Annotated in this window: 14 protein-coding genes and 1 tRNA gene; 8 read left to right on the top strand and 7 right to left on the bottom strand. The window is 70.3% G+C overall.

What is annotated here, in order from left to right; genetic code table 11:
- The first annotated feature begins 20 nt into the window (after positions 1-20).
- Genes MOTC310_RS31615 through MOTC310_RS31625 form a run of 3 tightly spaced genes read left to right on the top strand, consistent with a single transcriptional unit; the run spans position 21 to position 3,403 of the window.
- Complete coding sequence (locus MOTC310_RS31615) at positions 21-1,412, top strand: TadA family conjugal transfer-associated ATPase (RefSeq protein WP_331304742.1); 1,392 nt, start codon at positions 21-23, stop codon at positions 1,410-1,412.
- A gap of 4 nt (positions 1,413-1,416) precedes the next feature.
- The gene (locus MOTC310_RS31620; RefSeq protein ID WP_331304626.1) at positions 1,417-2,394 is read left to right on the top strand and encodes a type II secretion system F family protein; all 978 of its coding nucleotides are present in this window, start codon (positions 1,417-1,419) and stop codon (positions 2,392-2,394) included.
- Positions 2,395-2,425: 31 nt separating this feature from the next.
- Positions 2,426-3,403 (top strand): type II secretion system F family protein, encoded by a 978-nt coding sequence (locus MOTC310_RS31625; protein ID WP_331293972.1) that lies wholly within the window; start codon positions 2,426-2,428, stop codon positions 3,401-3,403.
- Between the two features lie 25 nt (positions 3,404-3,428).
- Here MOTC310_RS31625 and MOTC310_RS31630 read toward each other — a convergent pair whose 3' ends face one another.
- Entirely contained in the window at positions 3,429-3,662 is a 234-nt protein-coding gene (locus tag MOTC310_RS31630) for a GcrA family cell cycle regulator (protein WP_331293974.1), read from the bottom strand.
- 402 nt (positions 3,663-4,064) lie between these two features.
- Between MOTC310_RS31630 and sseA the strand changes: the two genes are divergently transcribed.
- On the top strand, positions 4,065-4,910 hold the full coding sequence (gene sseA, locus MOTC310_RS31635; protein ID WP_331304627.1) for a 3-mercaptopyruvate sulfurtransferase: 846 nt from the start codon (positions 4,065-4,067) through the stop codon (positions 4,908-4,910).
- A 126-nt stretch (positions 4,911-5,036) separates the two neighbouring features.
- Complete coding sequence (locus MOTC310_RS31640; protein WP_331304628.1) at positions 5,037-5,525, top strand: hypothetical protein; 489 nt, start codon at positions 5,037-5,039, stop codon at positions 5,523-5,525.
- A 65-nt stretch (positions 5,526-5,590) separates the two neighbouring features.
- Here MOTC310_RS31640 and MOTC310_RS31645 read toward each other — a convergent pair whose 3' ends face one another.
- Genes MOTC310_RS31645 through MOTC310_RS31660 form a run of 4 tightly spaced genes read right to left on the bottom strand, consistent with a single transcriptional unit; the run spans position 5,591 to position 8,837 of the window.
- Positions 5,591-6,415 (bottom strand): FTR1 family iron permease, encoded by an 825-nt coding sequence (locus MOTC310_RS31645; protein WP_331304629.1) that lies wholly within the window; start codon positions 6,413-6,415, stop codon positions 5,591-5,593.
- Between the two features lie 51 nt (positions 6,416-6,466).
- A complete protein-coding gene (locus tag MOTC310_RS31650; protein ID WP_331304630.1) occupies positions 6,467-7,900 on the bottom strand; it encodes a 4Fe-4S binding protein in 1,434 nt (477 codons plus the stop codon).
- On the bottom strand, positions 7,897-8,256 hold the full coding sequence (locus MOTC310_RS31655) for a cupredoxin domain-containing protein (protein ID WP_331304631.1): 360 nt from the start codon (positions 8,254-8,256) through the stop codon (positions 7,897-7,899). The genes MOTC310_RS31650 and MOTC310_RS31655 overlap by 4 nt, the downstream gene beginning before the upstream one ends.
- 17 nt (positions 8,257-8,273) lie before the next feature.
- The gene (locus MOTC310_RS31660; RefSeq protein WP_331304632.1) at positions 8,274-8,837 is read right to left on the bottom strand and encodes an iron transporter; all 564 of its coding nucleotides are present in this window, start codon (positions 8,835-8,837) and stop codon (positions 8,274-8,276) included.
- A 353-nt stretch (positions 8,838-9,190) separates the two neighbouring features.
- On the opposite strand from MOTC310_RS31660, the gene MOTC310_RS31665 reads away from it, so the two are divergent.
- Positions 9,191-11,317: a carbohydrate porin gene (locus MOTC310_RS31665; RefSeq protein WP_331304633.1), complete on the top strand. Its 2,127-nt coding sequence runs from the start codon at positions 9,191-9,193 to the stop codon at positions 11,315-11,317.
- A 37-nt stretch (positions 11,318-11,354) separates the two neighbouring features.
- Here the strand turns inward: MOTC310_RS31665 and lipB are convergent, their stop codons facing one another.
- The gene (lipB, locus tag MOTC310_RS31670; protein ID WP_331304634.1) at positions 11,355-12,086 is read right to left on the bottom strand and encodes a lipoyl(octanoyl) transferase LipB; all 732 of its coding nucleotides are present in this window, start codon (positions 12,084-12,086) and stop codon (positions 11,355-11,357) included.
- Positions 12,087-12,215: 129 nt separating this feature from the next.
- On the opposite strand from lipB, the gene MOTC310_RS31675 reads away from it, so the two are divergent.
- Both MOTC310_RS31675 and MOTC310_RS31680 read left to right on the top strand, forming a co-directional pair.
- A complete protein-coding gene (locus MOTC310_RS31675; protein WP_331293988.1) occupies positions 12,216-12,521 on the top strand; it encodes a FliM/FliN family flagellar motor switch protein in 306 nt (101 codons plus the stop codon).
- Positions 12,522-12,642: 121 nt separating this feature from the next.
- Positions 12,643-12,727: transfer RNA gene (locus tag MOTC310_RS31680), tRNA-Leu, on the top strand.
- Positions 12,728-12,880: 153 nt separating this feature from the next.
- Here MOTC310_RS31680 and MOTC310_RS31685 read toward each other — a convergent pair.
- Positions 12,881-13,846 carry a helix-turn-helix domain-containing protein gene (locus tag MOTC310_RS31685; RefSeq protein ID WP_331304635.1) on the bottom strand — a complete coding sequence of 322 codons (966 nt, stop codon included), beginning with the start codon at positions 13,844-13,846 and terminating at the stop codon, positions 12,881-12,883.
- Between the last annotated feature and the right edge of the window lie 108 nt (positions 13,847-13,954).

The following is a 13,954-nucleotide window of genomic DNA, read 5'->3' on the forward strand; positions in this document are numbered from 1 at the left end:
CCCCCCCGCCGATCCCGCAGATGCGGAGCCCGGCACCGGCCGCGCCGGTCCTGCGCGACGCGCCGGCGCCGGCGCCGGTCCCGCGCCCGACACCGGCGGCCCCGGTCGTCGTGGAGACCGCGCGGTCGGAGGATTACTACCGCACGAAGAGCCTGATCTTCGGCGCCCTCATCGAGGCGATCGACCTGACGCAGCTCTCGCGCCTCGACGCCGAGACCGCGCGCGAGGAGATCCGCGACATCGTCACGGAGATCATCGGGCTCAAGAACATCGTCCTGTCGATCTCCGAGCAGGAGGAGCTGCTCGACGACATCTGCAACGACGTGCTGGGCTACGGGCCTCTGGAGCCGCTGCTCGCCCGCGACGATATCGCGGACATCATGGTCAACGGCGCCCACCGGACCTTCATCGAGGTCGGGGGCAAGATCCAGCTGACCAGCGTGCGGTTCCGCGACAACCAGCAGCTGATGAACATCTGCCAGCGGATCGTCAGTCAGGTCGGCCGCCGCGTCGACGACGCCTCGCCGATCTGCGACGCGCGCCTGCCGGACGGATCCCGCGTCAACGTGATCGCGCCGCCGCTCGCCATCGACGGCCCGGCGCTGACCATCCGCAAGTTCAAGAAGGACAAGCTGACCCTGGAGCAGCTCGTGCGCTTCGGGGCGATCTCGCCCGAGGGCGCCGAGGTCCTCAAGATCATCGGCCAGTCGCGCTGCAACGTGGTCATCTCGGGCGGCACGGGCTCGGGCAAGACCACGCTGCTCAACTGCCTCACGGCCTTCATCGAGCACGACGAGCGGGTCATCACCTGCGAGGACGCGGCCGAGCTGCAGCTCCAGCAGCCCCACGTGGTGCGCCTGGAGACGCGGCCGCCCAACATGGAGGGCCAGGGCCAGGTCACCATGCGCGACCTCGTGAAGAACTGCCTGCGCATGCGGCCTGAGCGGATCATCGTCGGCGAGGTGCGCGGACCGGAGGCCTTCGACCTGCTCCAGGCGATGAACACCGGCCACGACGGCTCGATGGGCACGCTCCACGCCAACAGCCCGCGCGAGTGCCTGTCGCGTATCGAGTCGATGATCTCGATGGGCGGCTTCACCCTGCCGTCGCGGACCCTGCGCGAGATGATCTGCGGCTCGATCGACGTCGTGATCCAGGCGATGCGCCTGCGCGACGGCTCCCGCCGCATCACCCACATCACCGAGGTGCTCGGCATGGAGGGCGACGTCATCACGACACAGGACGTCTTCCTCTACGACATCGTCGGCGAGGACGCGAACGGCAAGCTGATCGGGCGCCACCGCTCGACCGGCGTCGGCCGGCCGAAATTCTGGGAGCGCGCCCGGTACTACGGCCTGGAACAGCGGCTCGGCGAGGCGCTCGACGCCGCCGAGGTCGTCGACCGGGGCTGAGCCGATGGCGGACGCCTCCAACCTGCCGATCGCCGCCGGCCTCGTCGGCATCGCGGTCGCCGCCGTCGCCTACGTGGCGGTCCTGCCCCTGCTCGGCGGCGAGCGCCGGGCCAGCAAGCGCCTCAAGACGATCAGCGTCTCCGCCTCGGGGGCGGCGACCCGGGGCGTCGCGGTCAACCGGCGCGAGCAGGTCGCCAAGACGCTGAGCGAGATCGAGGCGAAGGCCAAGGGCGCCTCGAAGGCCAGCGTCGAGCTGAAGCTCGCCCGCGCCGGCCTCGGCTGGACGAAGCAGACCTTCTACGGGCTCTCGGCCCTGAGCGGCGTCGTCCTCGGGCTCCTGCTCTTCGTCATCACCGACAACGCCCTGGCGGCGCTCGGCGCCGCCTTCGCGGGCGGCTTCGGCCTGCCCGCCTGGCTGCTGCGCCACCTGCGGCTCAAGCGCATCGCGAAGTTCAACAAGGAGCTGCCCAACGCCGTCGACGTGGTGGTGCGCGGCATCCGCACCGGCATCCCGGTGGGCGACTGCTTCCGCATGGTCTCGCGCGAGGCCGAGGAGCCGGTGCGCAGCGAGTTCCGGACCGTGGTGGAGACCCAGGCGATGGGCCTGTCGCTCGGCGAGGCCTGCACGCGCCTGTTCGAGCGGGTGCCCACCGCCGAGGTGAACTTCTTCGCCATCGTGATCAACATCCAGCAGCAATCGGGCGGCAACCTCTCGGAGGCGCTGAACAACCTGTCCACGGTGCTGCGCGACCGCGCCAAGATGCGCGGCAAGGTCCAGGCGATGAGCATGGAGGCCAAGGCCTCGGCCTCGATCATCGCCTGCCTGCCCTTCGCGGTGGCGGGCATCACCGCCCTGACGAGCCCCGACTACATCTCGCTGCTCTGGACCACCGACACGGGCAAGATCGCCCTGGTCGGCGCGGCGATCTGGATGTCCATCGGCATCTTCACGATCAAGAAGATGATCGCCTTCGAGTTCTAGGCGCGGTGCGCCGTCTGCCGGATCCCGCCCGATGATCGAAGACATCGCCGAGAAGCTGTTCGATCCCCGCTTCATGGGCACATTCCTGACCGCCGTCGCGGCGGCCGCGACCGCCTACGCGGTGGCGCAGCCCTTCCTGGAGACCGACCGGCTCGGCAAGCGGATGAAGCTCGTGAGCGACGAGCGCGAGCAGATCCGGCGACGCGAGCGGCTGAGCGCGGAGCGGACCGGAACCCGGGCGACGCTGCGCACGGAGCCGAAGGCCTACATGAAGTCCATCGTCGAGCGGTACCAGCTGCGCCGCTGGCTCGGCACGGACACCGCCAAGCGCAAGCTGATGCAGGCGGGCTACCGCGGCCAGGGGGCGGAGACCGCCTTCCTGTTCTTCCGCCTCGTCGTGCCGGTGGTCGCGGTGATCTCGGCCCTGTTCTACCTGTTCGTGCTGGAGGTGCTCGACGCCTCCTACCTCGTGCGGTTCGGGCTGGTGATCGGCGCGGCCTATATGGGCATCAAGGCGCCGGAGCTGTTCCTGGTGAACACCGCCAAGAAGCGCCAGACCGAGATCCGCAAGGCGTGGCCCGACGCCCTCGACCTCACGCTGATCTGCGTGGAATCGGGCATGGCGATCGAGAACGCGTTCCGGAAGGTGAGCACCGAGATCGCCACGTCCTCGGTCGTGCTGGCCGAGGAGCTCGCGCTGATGACCGCCGAGATGTCGTTCCTGCCCGACCGCCGCCAAGCCTACGAGAACCTCGTGATGCGGACCGGCCTCGAGCCGGTGAAGTCCGTGGCGACGGCGCTGATCCAGGCCGAGCGCTACGGCACGCCGGTCGGTCAGGCGCTGCGGGTGCTGAGCCAGGAGAGCCGCGACCTCCGCATGAACGAGGCCGAGAAGAAGGCGGCCGGGCTGCCGCCGAAGCTCACCGTGCCGATGATCCTGTTCTTCCTGCCGGTGCTGTTCGTGGTCATCATCACCCCGGCGGTCATCCAGATCATGCGGACGCAGTGACGGCCGGGATGCGGCAGGGGCCGCCTCAGCGGATGCGGCCGGGCCGGGTCGGCTCGAACACGATGCGGCGGTGATAGGCGCACCAGCTCTTGCCGTCGGACACGGGGGCGCCGCAGCAGACGGCGCGGTCGTTCGGCTCGCCGATGATGTACTTGCACACGAAGGCGCCGGACTGCGCGAAGGGCACGCGCAGCTCGGCCGACGGCTCCTCGACGGTCTCGGCGTCGCCGATCTGGGACATGCGGACGAGTTGATTCATGGTGTCGATCGGCTCAATAAGCATCCTGCACGGTGGGTCGGGCGCCCGGGCAGACAGGGAAGGTTTGAACGCATCTCGTTCAGGCGACGTCCCCGTTTCGCGTCCGCAAGCGGGGCGTCCGGGGCGGCCAACACGATGTCGGCCGGACGGCCGACGCGATTGGCGTCATCATGTTGTCGTAACTGGGGTTACGGCTCTTTAAAACAAGACCAGCCTGCGCTGGATGCATCGGACCACGGTGCAGGATGCGTAGCTCGTCCCGTTCCCGCGCGCCGCGACTGGCATTGGCGTCACTGACGAATCCGCCCGAACGCCGCCGCCCCGCGGCGGCCCGGGCGTGCAACGCGGTGCGACCTGTGGTTCTGTGAGACCGCAACGCGAACAGAGCCGGATCCGCCGACCATGGCCCATGCGCCCCTCGTGTCACCCGAATGGCTGCACGACCGCCTCGCGGCCCCCGACATCGTGGTGCTCGACGCCTCGTGGTACCTCCCGGCCGCGGGCCGCGATCCCGAGGCCGAGTTCCGCCAAGCCCACATTCCCGGCGCCCGCCGGTTCGATCTCGACGCCATGAGCGACACCGAGTCGAGCCTGCCGCACATGCTGCCGCGGCCCGAGGTGTTCGCGGCGCGGATGCGCGCGCTCGGCGTCGGCGACGGCATGCAGATCGTGGTCTACGACGGGCAGGGCCTGTTCTCGGCCCCGCGGGTCTGGTGGATGCTCAAGGCCTTCGGCGTGCGCGACGCGCTCGTGCTCGACGGCGGCCTGCCGGCCTGGGTCGCGGCGGGCTACCCCACCGAGGAGGGTGAGCCGCGCCCGCACGAGCGCCGGCACTTCACCGCCCGCCTCGACCACGGCGCGGTGGCGGACGCGGACGACGTCGCCCGCGCCCTGGCTACCGGTTCGTCGCAGGTGGTCGATGCCCGCTCGGGCACGCGGTTCCGCGGCGAGGAGCCGGAGCCCCGCCCCGGCGTCCGGCCGGGACACATGCCCGGCGCCCGCAACCTGCACTACGCGGCCCTCCAGCGCGACGGCCGGATGAAGAGTCCCGAGGAGCTGAAGGCGGTCTTCACCGAGAACGGGGTCGATCCGGAGCGGCCGATCGTGACCACCTGCGGCTCCGGCGTCACCGCCGCCATCATCGCGCTGGCGCTGGAGACCATGGGTCGGCCGGCGCGGGGCCTCTACGACGGCTCCTGGTCGGAATGGGGGGCCGATCCGGCCCGGGCAGTCGCGACGGGCACCTGAGGGACGGCCCGTCGGACAGTCCGCCGACCGGCCCGCTCCGGTCGGTGCCGGCGTCGCCTTGAAGGCTCCGTGATCGATTTCGATATATCGAATGCGCCTGCGGTTGGGCGCTCCACGGAGAAAATCATGCCGCTTCACGAAACCACCGCCCTGTCGGGCACAATCGGACAGGTCTTCGCCCACCGTTTCACCATCGAGGCCGACGGCGAGACGCATCTGGCCGATCTCGGCCCGAAGGGCGTGGACGCCTTCCCGATCGCGCGCGGGCTGCAGGTGACCCTCGAGGGCGAACGCCGCCCCTCCGAGATCAAGGTCACGCGGATCGCGGCGGAAGGCCGCGCGCCGGTGGAGATCCACCACAAGAAGCCCCATCACCCTCACGGCCCGAAGCGGGCGGAGGCGCCGACGGCGGCCTCGGCCGATCCCGCACGCGCGCTCGCGGCCGTCGCCTCGGCGGGTTGGGCGGTCGTGGCGACGCCGCGGCGCGAGGCGAAGCATTTCGAGGTGCTGGGGCGCCGACGTGACGGGGCTGCAACGGAGCTGCACGTCGATTTCGCCGGCACGATCTACAGGGAGAAGCCGGCCGACCCCACCAAGTGGACCGTGCAGGGCTGAGGACGGCCACGCGGTCTCCTCCGCCGCACCGACGACCGGTGCGGCGGAGGTCGCCGGACCAGTCTCTACGCCGGCCGCACCGCGCGGCGCTTATCGGCGGCGCTCAGCTGCATCAGGGCGACCATCACCGCGATGGTGCCGACATAGACCAGCCCCTGGAGGGCGGTCGGCCGGTCGGTGTAGCCGACCAGGGCGTGCAGGACGCGGCCCGGCCAGGAAGTCTCGGCGATCACGGCGGAGCTGTTCCACAGGGTGTGGCCGAGGACGTCCACCACGCCGGCATTGGCCAGGAACTGCGCCGCCTGTGCGGCGAGGCCGGCCGCGAGGAAGATGATCAGGACGCTGGTCACCGAGAAGACGTAGCGGCTCGGGATCGAGGCGAGACCGAGATAGGTCACGGCCGAGAGGAGCGCGCCCGCGCCGATACCGGCGACCGCGCCGAACTGGATGTCGGCGCCCGAGGTGCCCGAGGCCACGAGGCCGTAGAGGAACAGGACGAGCTCGGCCCCCTCGCGCAGGATCGCGGCGCCGATCACGATCGAGAGGGCCGCGGCCTCCCGCTCGCCCGAGCGCACCGCGGCACCGGCGGCGCGCAGCTCGCCCGCCAGCTCCTTGCCGTGCTTGCTCATCCAGGTGTTGTGCCAGATCAGCAGCAGCACGGCGACGATCAGGACCGCGGCGTTCAGGATGTCCTGCCCGCTGCCCTCGAAGGCGTCGGAGATCTTCTCCGCGAACAGCGCCACCAGGGCGGCCCCCGCGAGACCGCCGGCGATGCCGAGCAGCACCCAGCGCATCCGGCCCGGGATGCCGCGGGTCGCCGCGAGCACGATGGAGATGATGAGGCCTGCCTCGATGACTTCGCGGAAGGCGATGACGAAGGCGCCGATCATGGCGGTCTCCAGGGGGTGAGAGGTCGTGTGACGCGTCGCGCGAACCGCGCGCTACCAGATCCAGAACAGGAGCACCCAGTTGGCCACCGAGAGGGCGGCCGCGCCCGCGATGCAGGCCGCGGCCGCCACCCGGCGGAGGCCGCCGGCGGCGAGACCCGCCACCCGCCAGGCCAGCCAGACGCTCCACAGGCTCGCGCCGGCGAGCAGGCCCGCGCGGATCTCCGCCACGTAGGGGATCAGGATGCCGTCGCCGCGCAGGAACGTCACGGTGAGCGCCGACAGGCCCAGGAAGACGCCGCAGCCCGCCACCGGGATCAGCGTCTGGGTCAGGTGATGGAAGCGCCGGAGCGACCAGCCGCCGAGCGCGACCGTCGCCAGTGCCACGAGCGCCGACAGGGCGAGCCCGAGCACCACCGTGGCGGCGCCGATGTAGGCCAGCAGCAACCCGCCGTCGAGGAGCGTCATCACGTCGTTGCGGTCGGGGTAGTTGGTCAGCACGAACCAGGGCGCCGAGTGCTCCAGGGGCCACGTCGTCCCGCGCTCGATGAGCCACGTGGCCGCCCATTGCTTGGCATCGACGTACCAGGGGCTGGAGGACCACTGGAAGGCGCCCACCGCCAGCGCCAGCATGCCGAACAGGATCAGCATGGTCTGGTCGAGGCTGGGCTCCGCGCCGGCCACGTGGACGATCTCGTGATTGGGCGAGCGCAGGGCGAGGTGCACGGCGCCGCGATGGCCGCTGCAGCGCCCGCACATGTGGCAGGCGCCCGCGCCGCGCATGGTCTTCACCGGCACGAGGGGCGCGCAGTTGAAGGCCTCCGTGCCGCCGACCGGCTTGGGGGAGGCCGCCCAGGCGGCTCGGTCGACCTGGAAGCTCACCGGCGCGAGCTTCGACAGCACCGCGAAGACGCCGTTGACCGGGCAGAGATAGCGGCACCAGACGCGCTTGTTGCGCCCGTAGAGCAGGCCGACCACGATCGCCGCGAGGGTCGAGCCGCCGAGCACCGCGAGCACCGGCTTCGGGTAGCCGTAGACGCTGGTCATCTGCCCGTAGACGGTGGTTCCGGCGAAGGCCACGAACGGCCAGCCCTGCCAGGTGATCCAGCGCGGCACCGCGTAGCCGCGGCTCCAGCGGCTCGCGAACTCGCTGAGGGCCCCCTCCGGGCAGAGCACGCCGCACCAAGCGCGGCCGACCAGCACCATGCTGACCAGCACGAACGGCCACCAGATCCCCCAGAAGGCGAACTGGGCCGCCAGCGTCAGGTTGGTCCAGATGTGGGCGGCGTTGTCGGGCAGCGGCAGCAGGGCCGGGACGATCACCAGCACCGCGTAGACGGCGACGATCAGCCACTGCACGGACCGGATGATCCAGCCGTAGCGGCGCAGCCCGTCGCCGAAGCGGGCGAGCCGCGCGTCGATCGCGGACCGGCGCGGCGCGGCGCGAGCGAGGGCCAGGGGGCCGGGCGCTGTCGTCGACGCGCTCATTTGGCCACCAGGGTCGCTTTCGCCTCCGGGTGGAAATCGTCGAACACCTGGTAGGTGCCGGCATCGAGGGTGCGGAACACGATCGCCGAGGTCGAGCCCGCGGCCAGCGCCTTCTCGCGCCGGAGTTCCGTGCTCTCGAACTCGACCGGCGTCTGGCCGGTATTCGAGATCTCCAGCTTGAACCGGGTGTTGGCCGGAACCTCGATCACCGTCGGGATGATCGCGCCGTCGCGCATCTCCACCTTGATGACCGGCATGTCGTCGGCCCGCGCGGGCACGGAGGCGGGCATCGACGCGGACGCGGCGGCGACCAGCAGCAGGGCGACTCGGACGATGGAGCGCGGCAGGCACGACACGGTCAGCTCCGGCACTCTCAGTAGGCGCCCTTCTTGCCGACACCGGCGAAGGTGAAGTCCTGGGTGATGTCGAAGGGCTCGAACCAGGGGCCGACACCCGTCTCCTTGTCGACGTGGCGGCCGAAATGGCTGTCCTTGCCCGGGGGCGCGACGGTGACCTTGAGGCGGTAGCGACCGGGGCCGAACAGCTTCACGTTGTCTCCGTAATGCGGCCCGTCATTGGCGACCATCGGCATCAGCATGCCCGAGACCGTCTGGTCGGTGGCCTTGTCGCCGTCGAGCTTGGTGGCCTCGAAGCGGACGTCGAGCGCCGGCACCCAGTCCCCCTCGGCGAAGCCGTTGCGGTTGTCCTTGGCGGCCCGGATATCGGTCTCGAGGTGGATGTCGGACTTGGCGGCCTCGCGCATCATGCCGGGCGGATCCATCTCGATCGGCTGGAGATAGACGGCGGCGACCTCCAGGCCGTTGCGCGTCACGTGCGGACCGATCGGCACCTCCTTGGCCATCGCGGCGCCCGCGAACGCGAGGAGCGAGGCCGCGGCGAGGCCGCGGAGAACCGGGATGATGTGCGACGCCTGCATGGGACCGCACATAATCCACCCCGTTCGAACTTCAAACCGGAATCGCATCAACATCAAATAATAACAATTCTAATCTGAGACCTTGCCGGCCCGGCATGACCGTATTCGCATGTCTTTCTCCAAGATTGGCCCGGTCGCCGCGCAATCTCACGCAGATGTTGGCCGCGCGACGTCGATCCGGATCTTGACGTGGCTGTTCAAACCGGGATCGTCATGCCAGTGCCATGCAGAGAACCGAGGATGCGAGGCGGGACGGCCATGATCGGCGGGACGGCCCGTGGCGAGACGGCGCACCGCGGCTTGCGCGGCGGCACCCCCTGTTTTAGCAAGTGCTATACTTTTCCGTGAGTCGGATGAGATCCCGTTCCGTGCCCCTGATCCGCACCGCAGCGCTCGTCCTGACCGCACCCCTCCTCGCCCCCGTCGCCGCGCGCGCGGCCGACCTCTCCGCCCCGCGGCCCGCCGCCCCCGTGCCGGCCTACGCCGACTGGTCGGGCGGCTATGTCGGCCTGGAGGGCAGCGCCGGCGGATCCTACGGGGCCTACAATTTCGGCCCGACGACGGTCGGCGTCCGGCCGGTCCCGGCCTTCAAGAGCGGCGACTCCACCGGCCGCAGCGATCAGGGACGGAACGCCACGACCGCCGTGGGCGGCCTGTTCGGCGGCTGGAACTGGCAGGCTGGCCCCTGGGTCTACGGCGTCGAGGCGAATCTCGACGCGGCGAACCTGAAGCGCCCGGTCCCCTCGACCATCGCGGGCTTCGGCTACGAGGACGTCAGTCCGGCCTTCAACATCGTGCGCGCCAAGACCGATCTGTACGGCACGCTGCGCGCCCGGCTCGGCTACAGCTTCGACCGCTACCTGATCTACGGCACCTTCGGGATCGCGGGCGCGAACGCGCGCGTCCTGGCGAACTATCCGGACCTCGACGCGGGCGGGCAGATTACGGCGCGGCGGGACCTCGGCTATGTCGGCTTCACCCTCGGCGCGGGGGTGCAGTACGCCATCACTGACAGCCTCGCCCTGGGCCTCGACTACCGCTACATCGATCTCGGCGGCAGCCGGCGCTTCCCGCTGGGGGCAATTCCCGGCGACGCGGGCGGGCCGGTCACGACCCGGGCGCGCTTCGATTCCAACCAGCTGTTCGCGCGGCTGATGTGGTTCCCGGACGGGCTGAAGGTGCCGCCGGACCCGGACGAGACCGCCCCGCACGATCCCGACACCGGCGACACCGGCCGCTTCTCGCTGCACGGCCAGACCACGCTGATCGCGCAGGGCGTGCCCGGCTTCCGCTCCCCCTACGAGGGCGCGCAGAGCCTGATCCCCCATCAGGCCCGGCAGACCACCACGGCCACGATCTTTCTCGGCCTCAAGCTCACCGACAGCACCGAGGTCTACTACAATCCCGAGTTCAGCCAGGGCTTCGGCCTGTCGCGGACGCTGGGCGTCGCCGGCTTCGTCAACGGCGAGGCGCAGAAGGCCGGCGCCCCATTCCCGAAGCTGCGCTCGAACCGCTACTACGTGAAGCAGACCTTCGGGCTGGGCGGCGAGACCGTGGAGGTGCCGGACGGGCCGAACCAGGTGGCGACCCGCTACGATGCCGAGCGGATCACGCTGATCGCCGGCAAGTTCGCGCTGGGCGACTTCTTCGACGGCAACATCTACGCGCACGACCCGCGCGTGGACTTCTTCAACTGGTCGCTCTGGGGCTCCTCGGCCTGGGATTTCCCGGCGAACCTGCCGGGCTTCACGCAGGGGATCTACGCCGAGTACAACCGGCCGGACTTCGCGATCCGAGCCGCCTACACGCAGGTGCCCAAGGAGCCGTCGAGCGACGTGCTCGACCCGCGGGTGCTCCGGCGCGCCGGGCTGAACGTCGAGTTCGAGGAGCGCCACGTCCTCCCGTGGCTGGAGCAGCCCGGCAAGATCCGCGTCGGGCTGTTCTCGAATGTCGGCGTCTCGGCCAACAACCGCGACGTCGTCACCCTGACGCAGCTCGGCCTGTTCGACGACATCAACGACGCGGTCGCGGCGACCCGGCGCCCCCGGCGCAAGACCGGCGGCTACATCAACCTGGAGCAGGCGCTGACGCCCGAACTCGGGCTGTTCGCCCGGGCGAGCCTGAACGACGGGCGCACCGAGAACATCTCGTTCACCGACATCGACCAGAGCTTCTCCGGCGGCCTGTCGCTGAAGGGCAAGGCCTGGGACCGGCCCGACGACACGGTCGGCATCGGCACCGCGATGAACGGGCTGTCACCCTCGCACCGGGCCGCCTTCGCGGCCGGCTATCTCGGCCTGCTGATCGGCGACGGGCGCCTCAACTACGGCACCGAGCGCGCGCTGGAGACCTACTACGCCCTGAACCTCACGAAGTTCGTCACCCTGACCTTCGACTACCAGTTCATCGATAATCCCGGATACAACCGCGACCGCGGCCCGGCGCACTTCTTCGCCTCGCGCCTCCACGCCGATTTCTGAGCGGCGCGGCCACCGGCGAGATCGACGACACGCCCGATCAGTCCGCCGCCTCGATCGCGGTCGCCCCGAAGATCGCCTCGAAGGCGGCGCGGAGCTGCATGTCGACCTCGGCCATGCTCACCGGCAGGCCGAGATCCACGAGGCTCGTCACGCCGTGCTCCCGGACGCCGCACGGCACGATCCCGTCGAAATGCGCGAGATCGGGCTCCACGTTCAGGCTGATGCCGTGGAAGCTGACCCAGCGGCGCACCCGGATGCCGATCGCCGCGATCTTGTCCTCGACGCCGGGCCCCTTCTCCGGTCGGCGCACCCACACGCCGACCCGATCCTCGCGGCGCTCGGCGTGGACGTTGAAGGCGGCCAGCGTCTCGATCAGCCACGCCTCCAGGCTCGCCACGTAGGCGCGCAGGTCGCGGCTGCGCCGGTCGAGGTCGAGCATCACGTAGGCCACCCGCTGGCCGGGACCGTGATAGGTGTACTGCCCGCCCCGCCCCGTGGCGTGGACCGGGAAGCGGTCCGGCGCCACGAGATCCTCGGGCCGGGCCGACGTCCCCGCCGTGTAGAGCGGCGGGTGCTCCAGCAGCCAGACGCATTCGGGCGCCGCGCCGCGGGCGATCGCCTCCGCGCGAGCCTCCATCCACGCGAGGGCCGCCGCGTAGTCCACCGGCGCGTCGCTCACGCGCCAGCCCACCGGACCGGCGACCGGATCGGTGCCGGGCCGCTTCGGGAAGGCGTGCGGGCTGACCGCGAGGCGGGGCGCGTTTACCAAGAGTTCACCATCCTGCGTCGATGGTCGAAGCCTTCAACACCCGCGGCCGGCGGTTGCAAGGGCTTGCTGCAAGGGCTTGCTGCAAGGAACTGCCCCAACCGGACCGGCGGCGAGACGGGATGGCGGGCGGTGGCGGTCTTCGAGACCCTGAAGGTCGATCTGACGGTGGTGCTGGGCCGCGCCCGCATGCCGCTGCACATGCTGCTGCGCATGGGCCGGGGCGCCGTGATCGAGCTGGAAGCCAGCGATAGCGACATGGTCGAGATCCTGGCCAACGACCACCCGATCGCCCGCGGGCAGATCGTGGTGACGGGCGACCGCATCTCCGTCGAGGTGACGGAGCTGATCCGCAAGGCGGCCTCGATCGTCGAGCCCGGCGTCAGCATCGGCGACGGCGCGACGCCGTTTCTGGAGGGCGGCTACGATTCCCTGTGAGCGGGACGCTTGTCGGCGGCGGGACGATCTGTTATCCGCTGCGCCGCGCGATACGAAAGCGGCCCCGGGTTCTCCCGCGGCGCGCGGCGGTCGGGCAAACGGACCGGTCTTCGCGTCCGATGCGGCCATGGCGGAATTGGTAGACGCGCTAGCTTGAGGTGCTAGTCCCGCGAGGGGTGGAGGTTCGAGTCCTCTTGGCCGCACCACATTGTTTCGGTTGCCCGGATCTCCGGCAGCCCAGATGTGGTGCAACGCAGGCGATACGCCGCGGATGACGTTACAGCCCGATGATCTGAGCTGACGTGCCTGCCAGGAGCGGGCCGCCGACCTGTGCGTCCGGCGGTTGTCCGGCTCCGCGATCACGCGCCGGCTGCTCTCAAGGCGGCCGTATCCCTGTACTCGCGCGGGGTCAGACCGTGGCGGTCCTTGAAGCGGCGCGAGAAGTGGGCCTGGCTGGTGAAGCCGCAGCCGTAGGCCAGCATCCCGATCGAGAGCTGCAGGCAGGCGGGATCGGTTAGGCGCTTGGCCGCCGCCGCCAGCCGGCGCTCCCAGATCCAGTCGGAGATGTGCTGGCCGCGCTCGTGGAACAGCTCCTGGAGCCGGCGCAGCGAGACGCCCATGGCCGCCGCGAGCTGGGGCGGGTCGAGGCCCGGATCGCCCAAATTGGCCTCGACATACGCCTTGGCGCGCTGGACCACGACGCTGCCGTGGATCGGTTGGGGCACATCCTGCGCCATCCGCTCGGCGAGGCTCGCCACGATCAGATCGACCCCGATCGCCGACATGCGCGCGGCGGCATCGGGCGTGAGCTGGTGACGCACCCGGAGCAGCTCGCGCATGAAGCGGGTCGCCAACGTGGCCGAGGCGAGGTCCGCTCCCACCGACAGGCTGGTGTAGAGCCGCGTCGGGCCGAGCACGCCCTCCAGGGATTCCCTCGGCAGTTCCAGGAACAGGGCCTGACTGTCCATGTGGGTCGTCACCACCGACGGGCGATGGTCGAGCACGACCAAGTCGCCGGGTCGCTGCACCGCCTCACGGCCGTCCTGAAGGCTCGTCGACCGACCGGCGAGCTTGAACACCACCACGACCATCCCGGCCCTGTCGTGGCGCCGGGCCGCGCTGGGCGTGGTCTCGCACCGCAGGGCGCTCTGCGTCAGGCGGGAGACGTGCAGCGCGCCGATCTCGGCGACGTCGAGCCTGCCCCGGAAGGGTCCGTCGTCGAGGCGCTCAACCTCGATCGGCACGAGCCGCTCACCCAGGAGCTCCCGCCACAGCCTGAACCCGCTCCGGGGATGAACCCCGTCCGACGAAAACACTGTCTGCATGGGCACCATCCGGGGCCGCCGACGCCGAGACCGGCCGCACGGAGATCGCGCTGCGCCGCCCGTCAAGTATAAATCCGCACATTTCAACGGTCGACTTAGAGATCGATA

It is taken from the genome of Methylobacterium oryzae, assembly GCF_036441375.1.
Taxonomy (GTDB): domain Bacteria; phylum Pseudomonadota; class Alphaproteobacteria; order Rhizobiales; family Beijerinckiaceae; genus Methylobacterium; species Methylobacterium oryzae_A.

Excerpts from the sequence above, each read along its gene's own strand:
- MOTC310_RS31665 (WP_331304633.1), top strand. The coding sequence starts at position 9,191 with ATGAGATCCCGTTCCGTGCCCCTGATCCGCACCGCAGCGCTCGTCCTG.
- sseA (WP_331304627.1), top strand. The coding sequence starts at position 4,065 with ATGGCCCATGCGCCCCTCGTGTCACCCGAATGGCTGCACGACCGCCTC.
- MOTC310_RS31620 (WP_331304626.1), top strand. The coding sequence starts at position 1,417 with ATGGCGGACGCCTCCAACCTGCCGATCGCCGCCGGCCTCGTCGGCATC.
- MOTC310_RS31625 (WP_331293972.1), top strand. The coding sequence starts at position 2,426 with ATGATCGAAGACATCGCCGAGAAGCTGTTCGATCCCCGCTTCATGGGC.
- MOTC310_RS31685 (WP_331304635.1), bottom strand. The coding sequence starts at position 13,846 with ATGCAGACAGTGTTTTCGTCGGACGGGGTTCATCCCCGGAGCGGGTTC.
- MOTC310_RS31615 (WP_331304742.1), top strand. The coding sequence starts at position 21 with ATGCGGAGCCCGGCACCGGCCGCGCCGGTCCTGCGCGACGCGCCGGCG.
- MOTC310_RS31660 (WP_331304632.1), bottom strand. The coding sequence starts at position 8,837 with ATGCAGGCGTCGCACATCATCCCGGTTCTCCGCGGCCTCGCCGCGGCC.
- MOTC310_RS31645 (WP_331304629.1), bottom strand. The coding sequence starts at position 6,415 with ATGATCGGCGCCTTCGTCATCGCCTTCCGCGAAGTCATCGAGGCAGGC.
- MOTC310_RS31640 (WP_331304628.1), top strand. The coding sequence starts at position 5,037 with ATGCCGCTTCACGAAACCACCGCCCTGTCGGGCACAATCGGACAGGTC.
- MOTC310_RS31650 (WP_331304630.1), bottom strand. The coding sequence starts at position 7,900 with ATGAGCGCGTCGACGACAGCGCCCGGCCCCCTGGCCCTCGCTCGCGCC.
- MOTC310_RS31630 (WP_331293974.1), bottom strand. The coding sequence starts at position 3,662 with ATGAATCAACTCGTCCGCATGTCCCAGATCGGCGACGCCGAGACCGTC.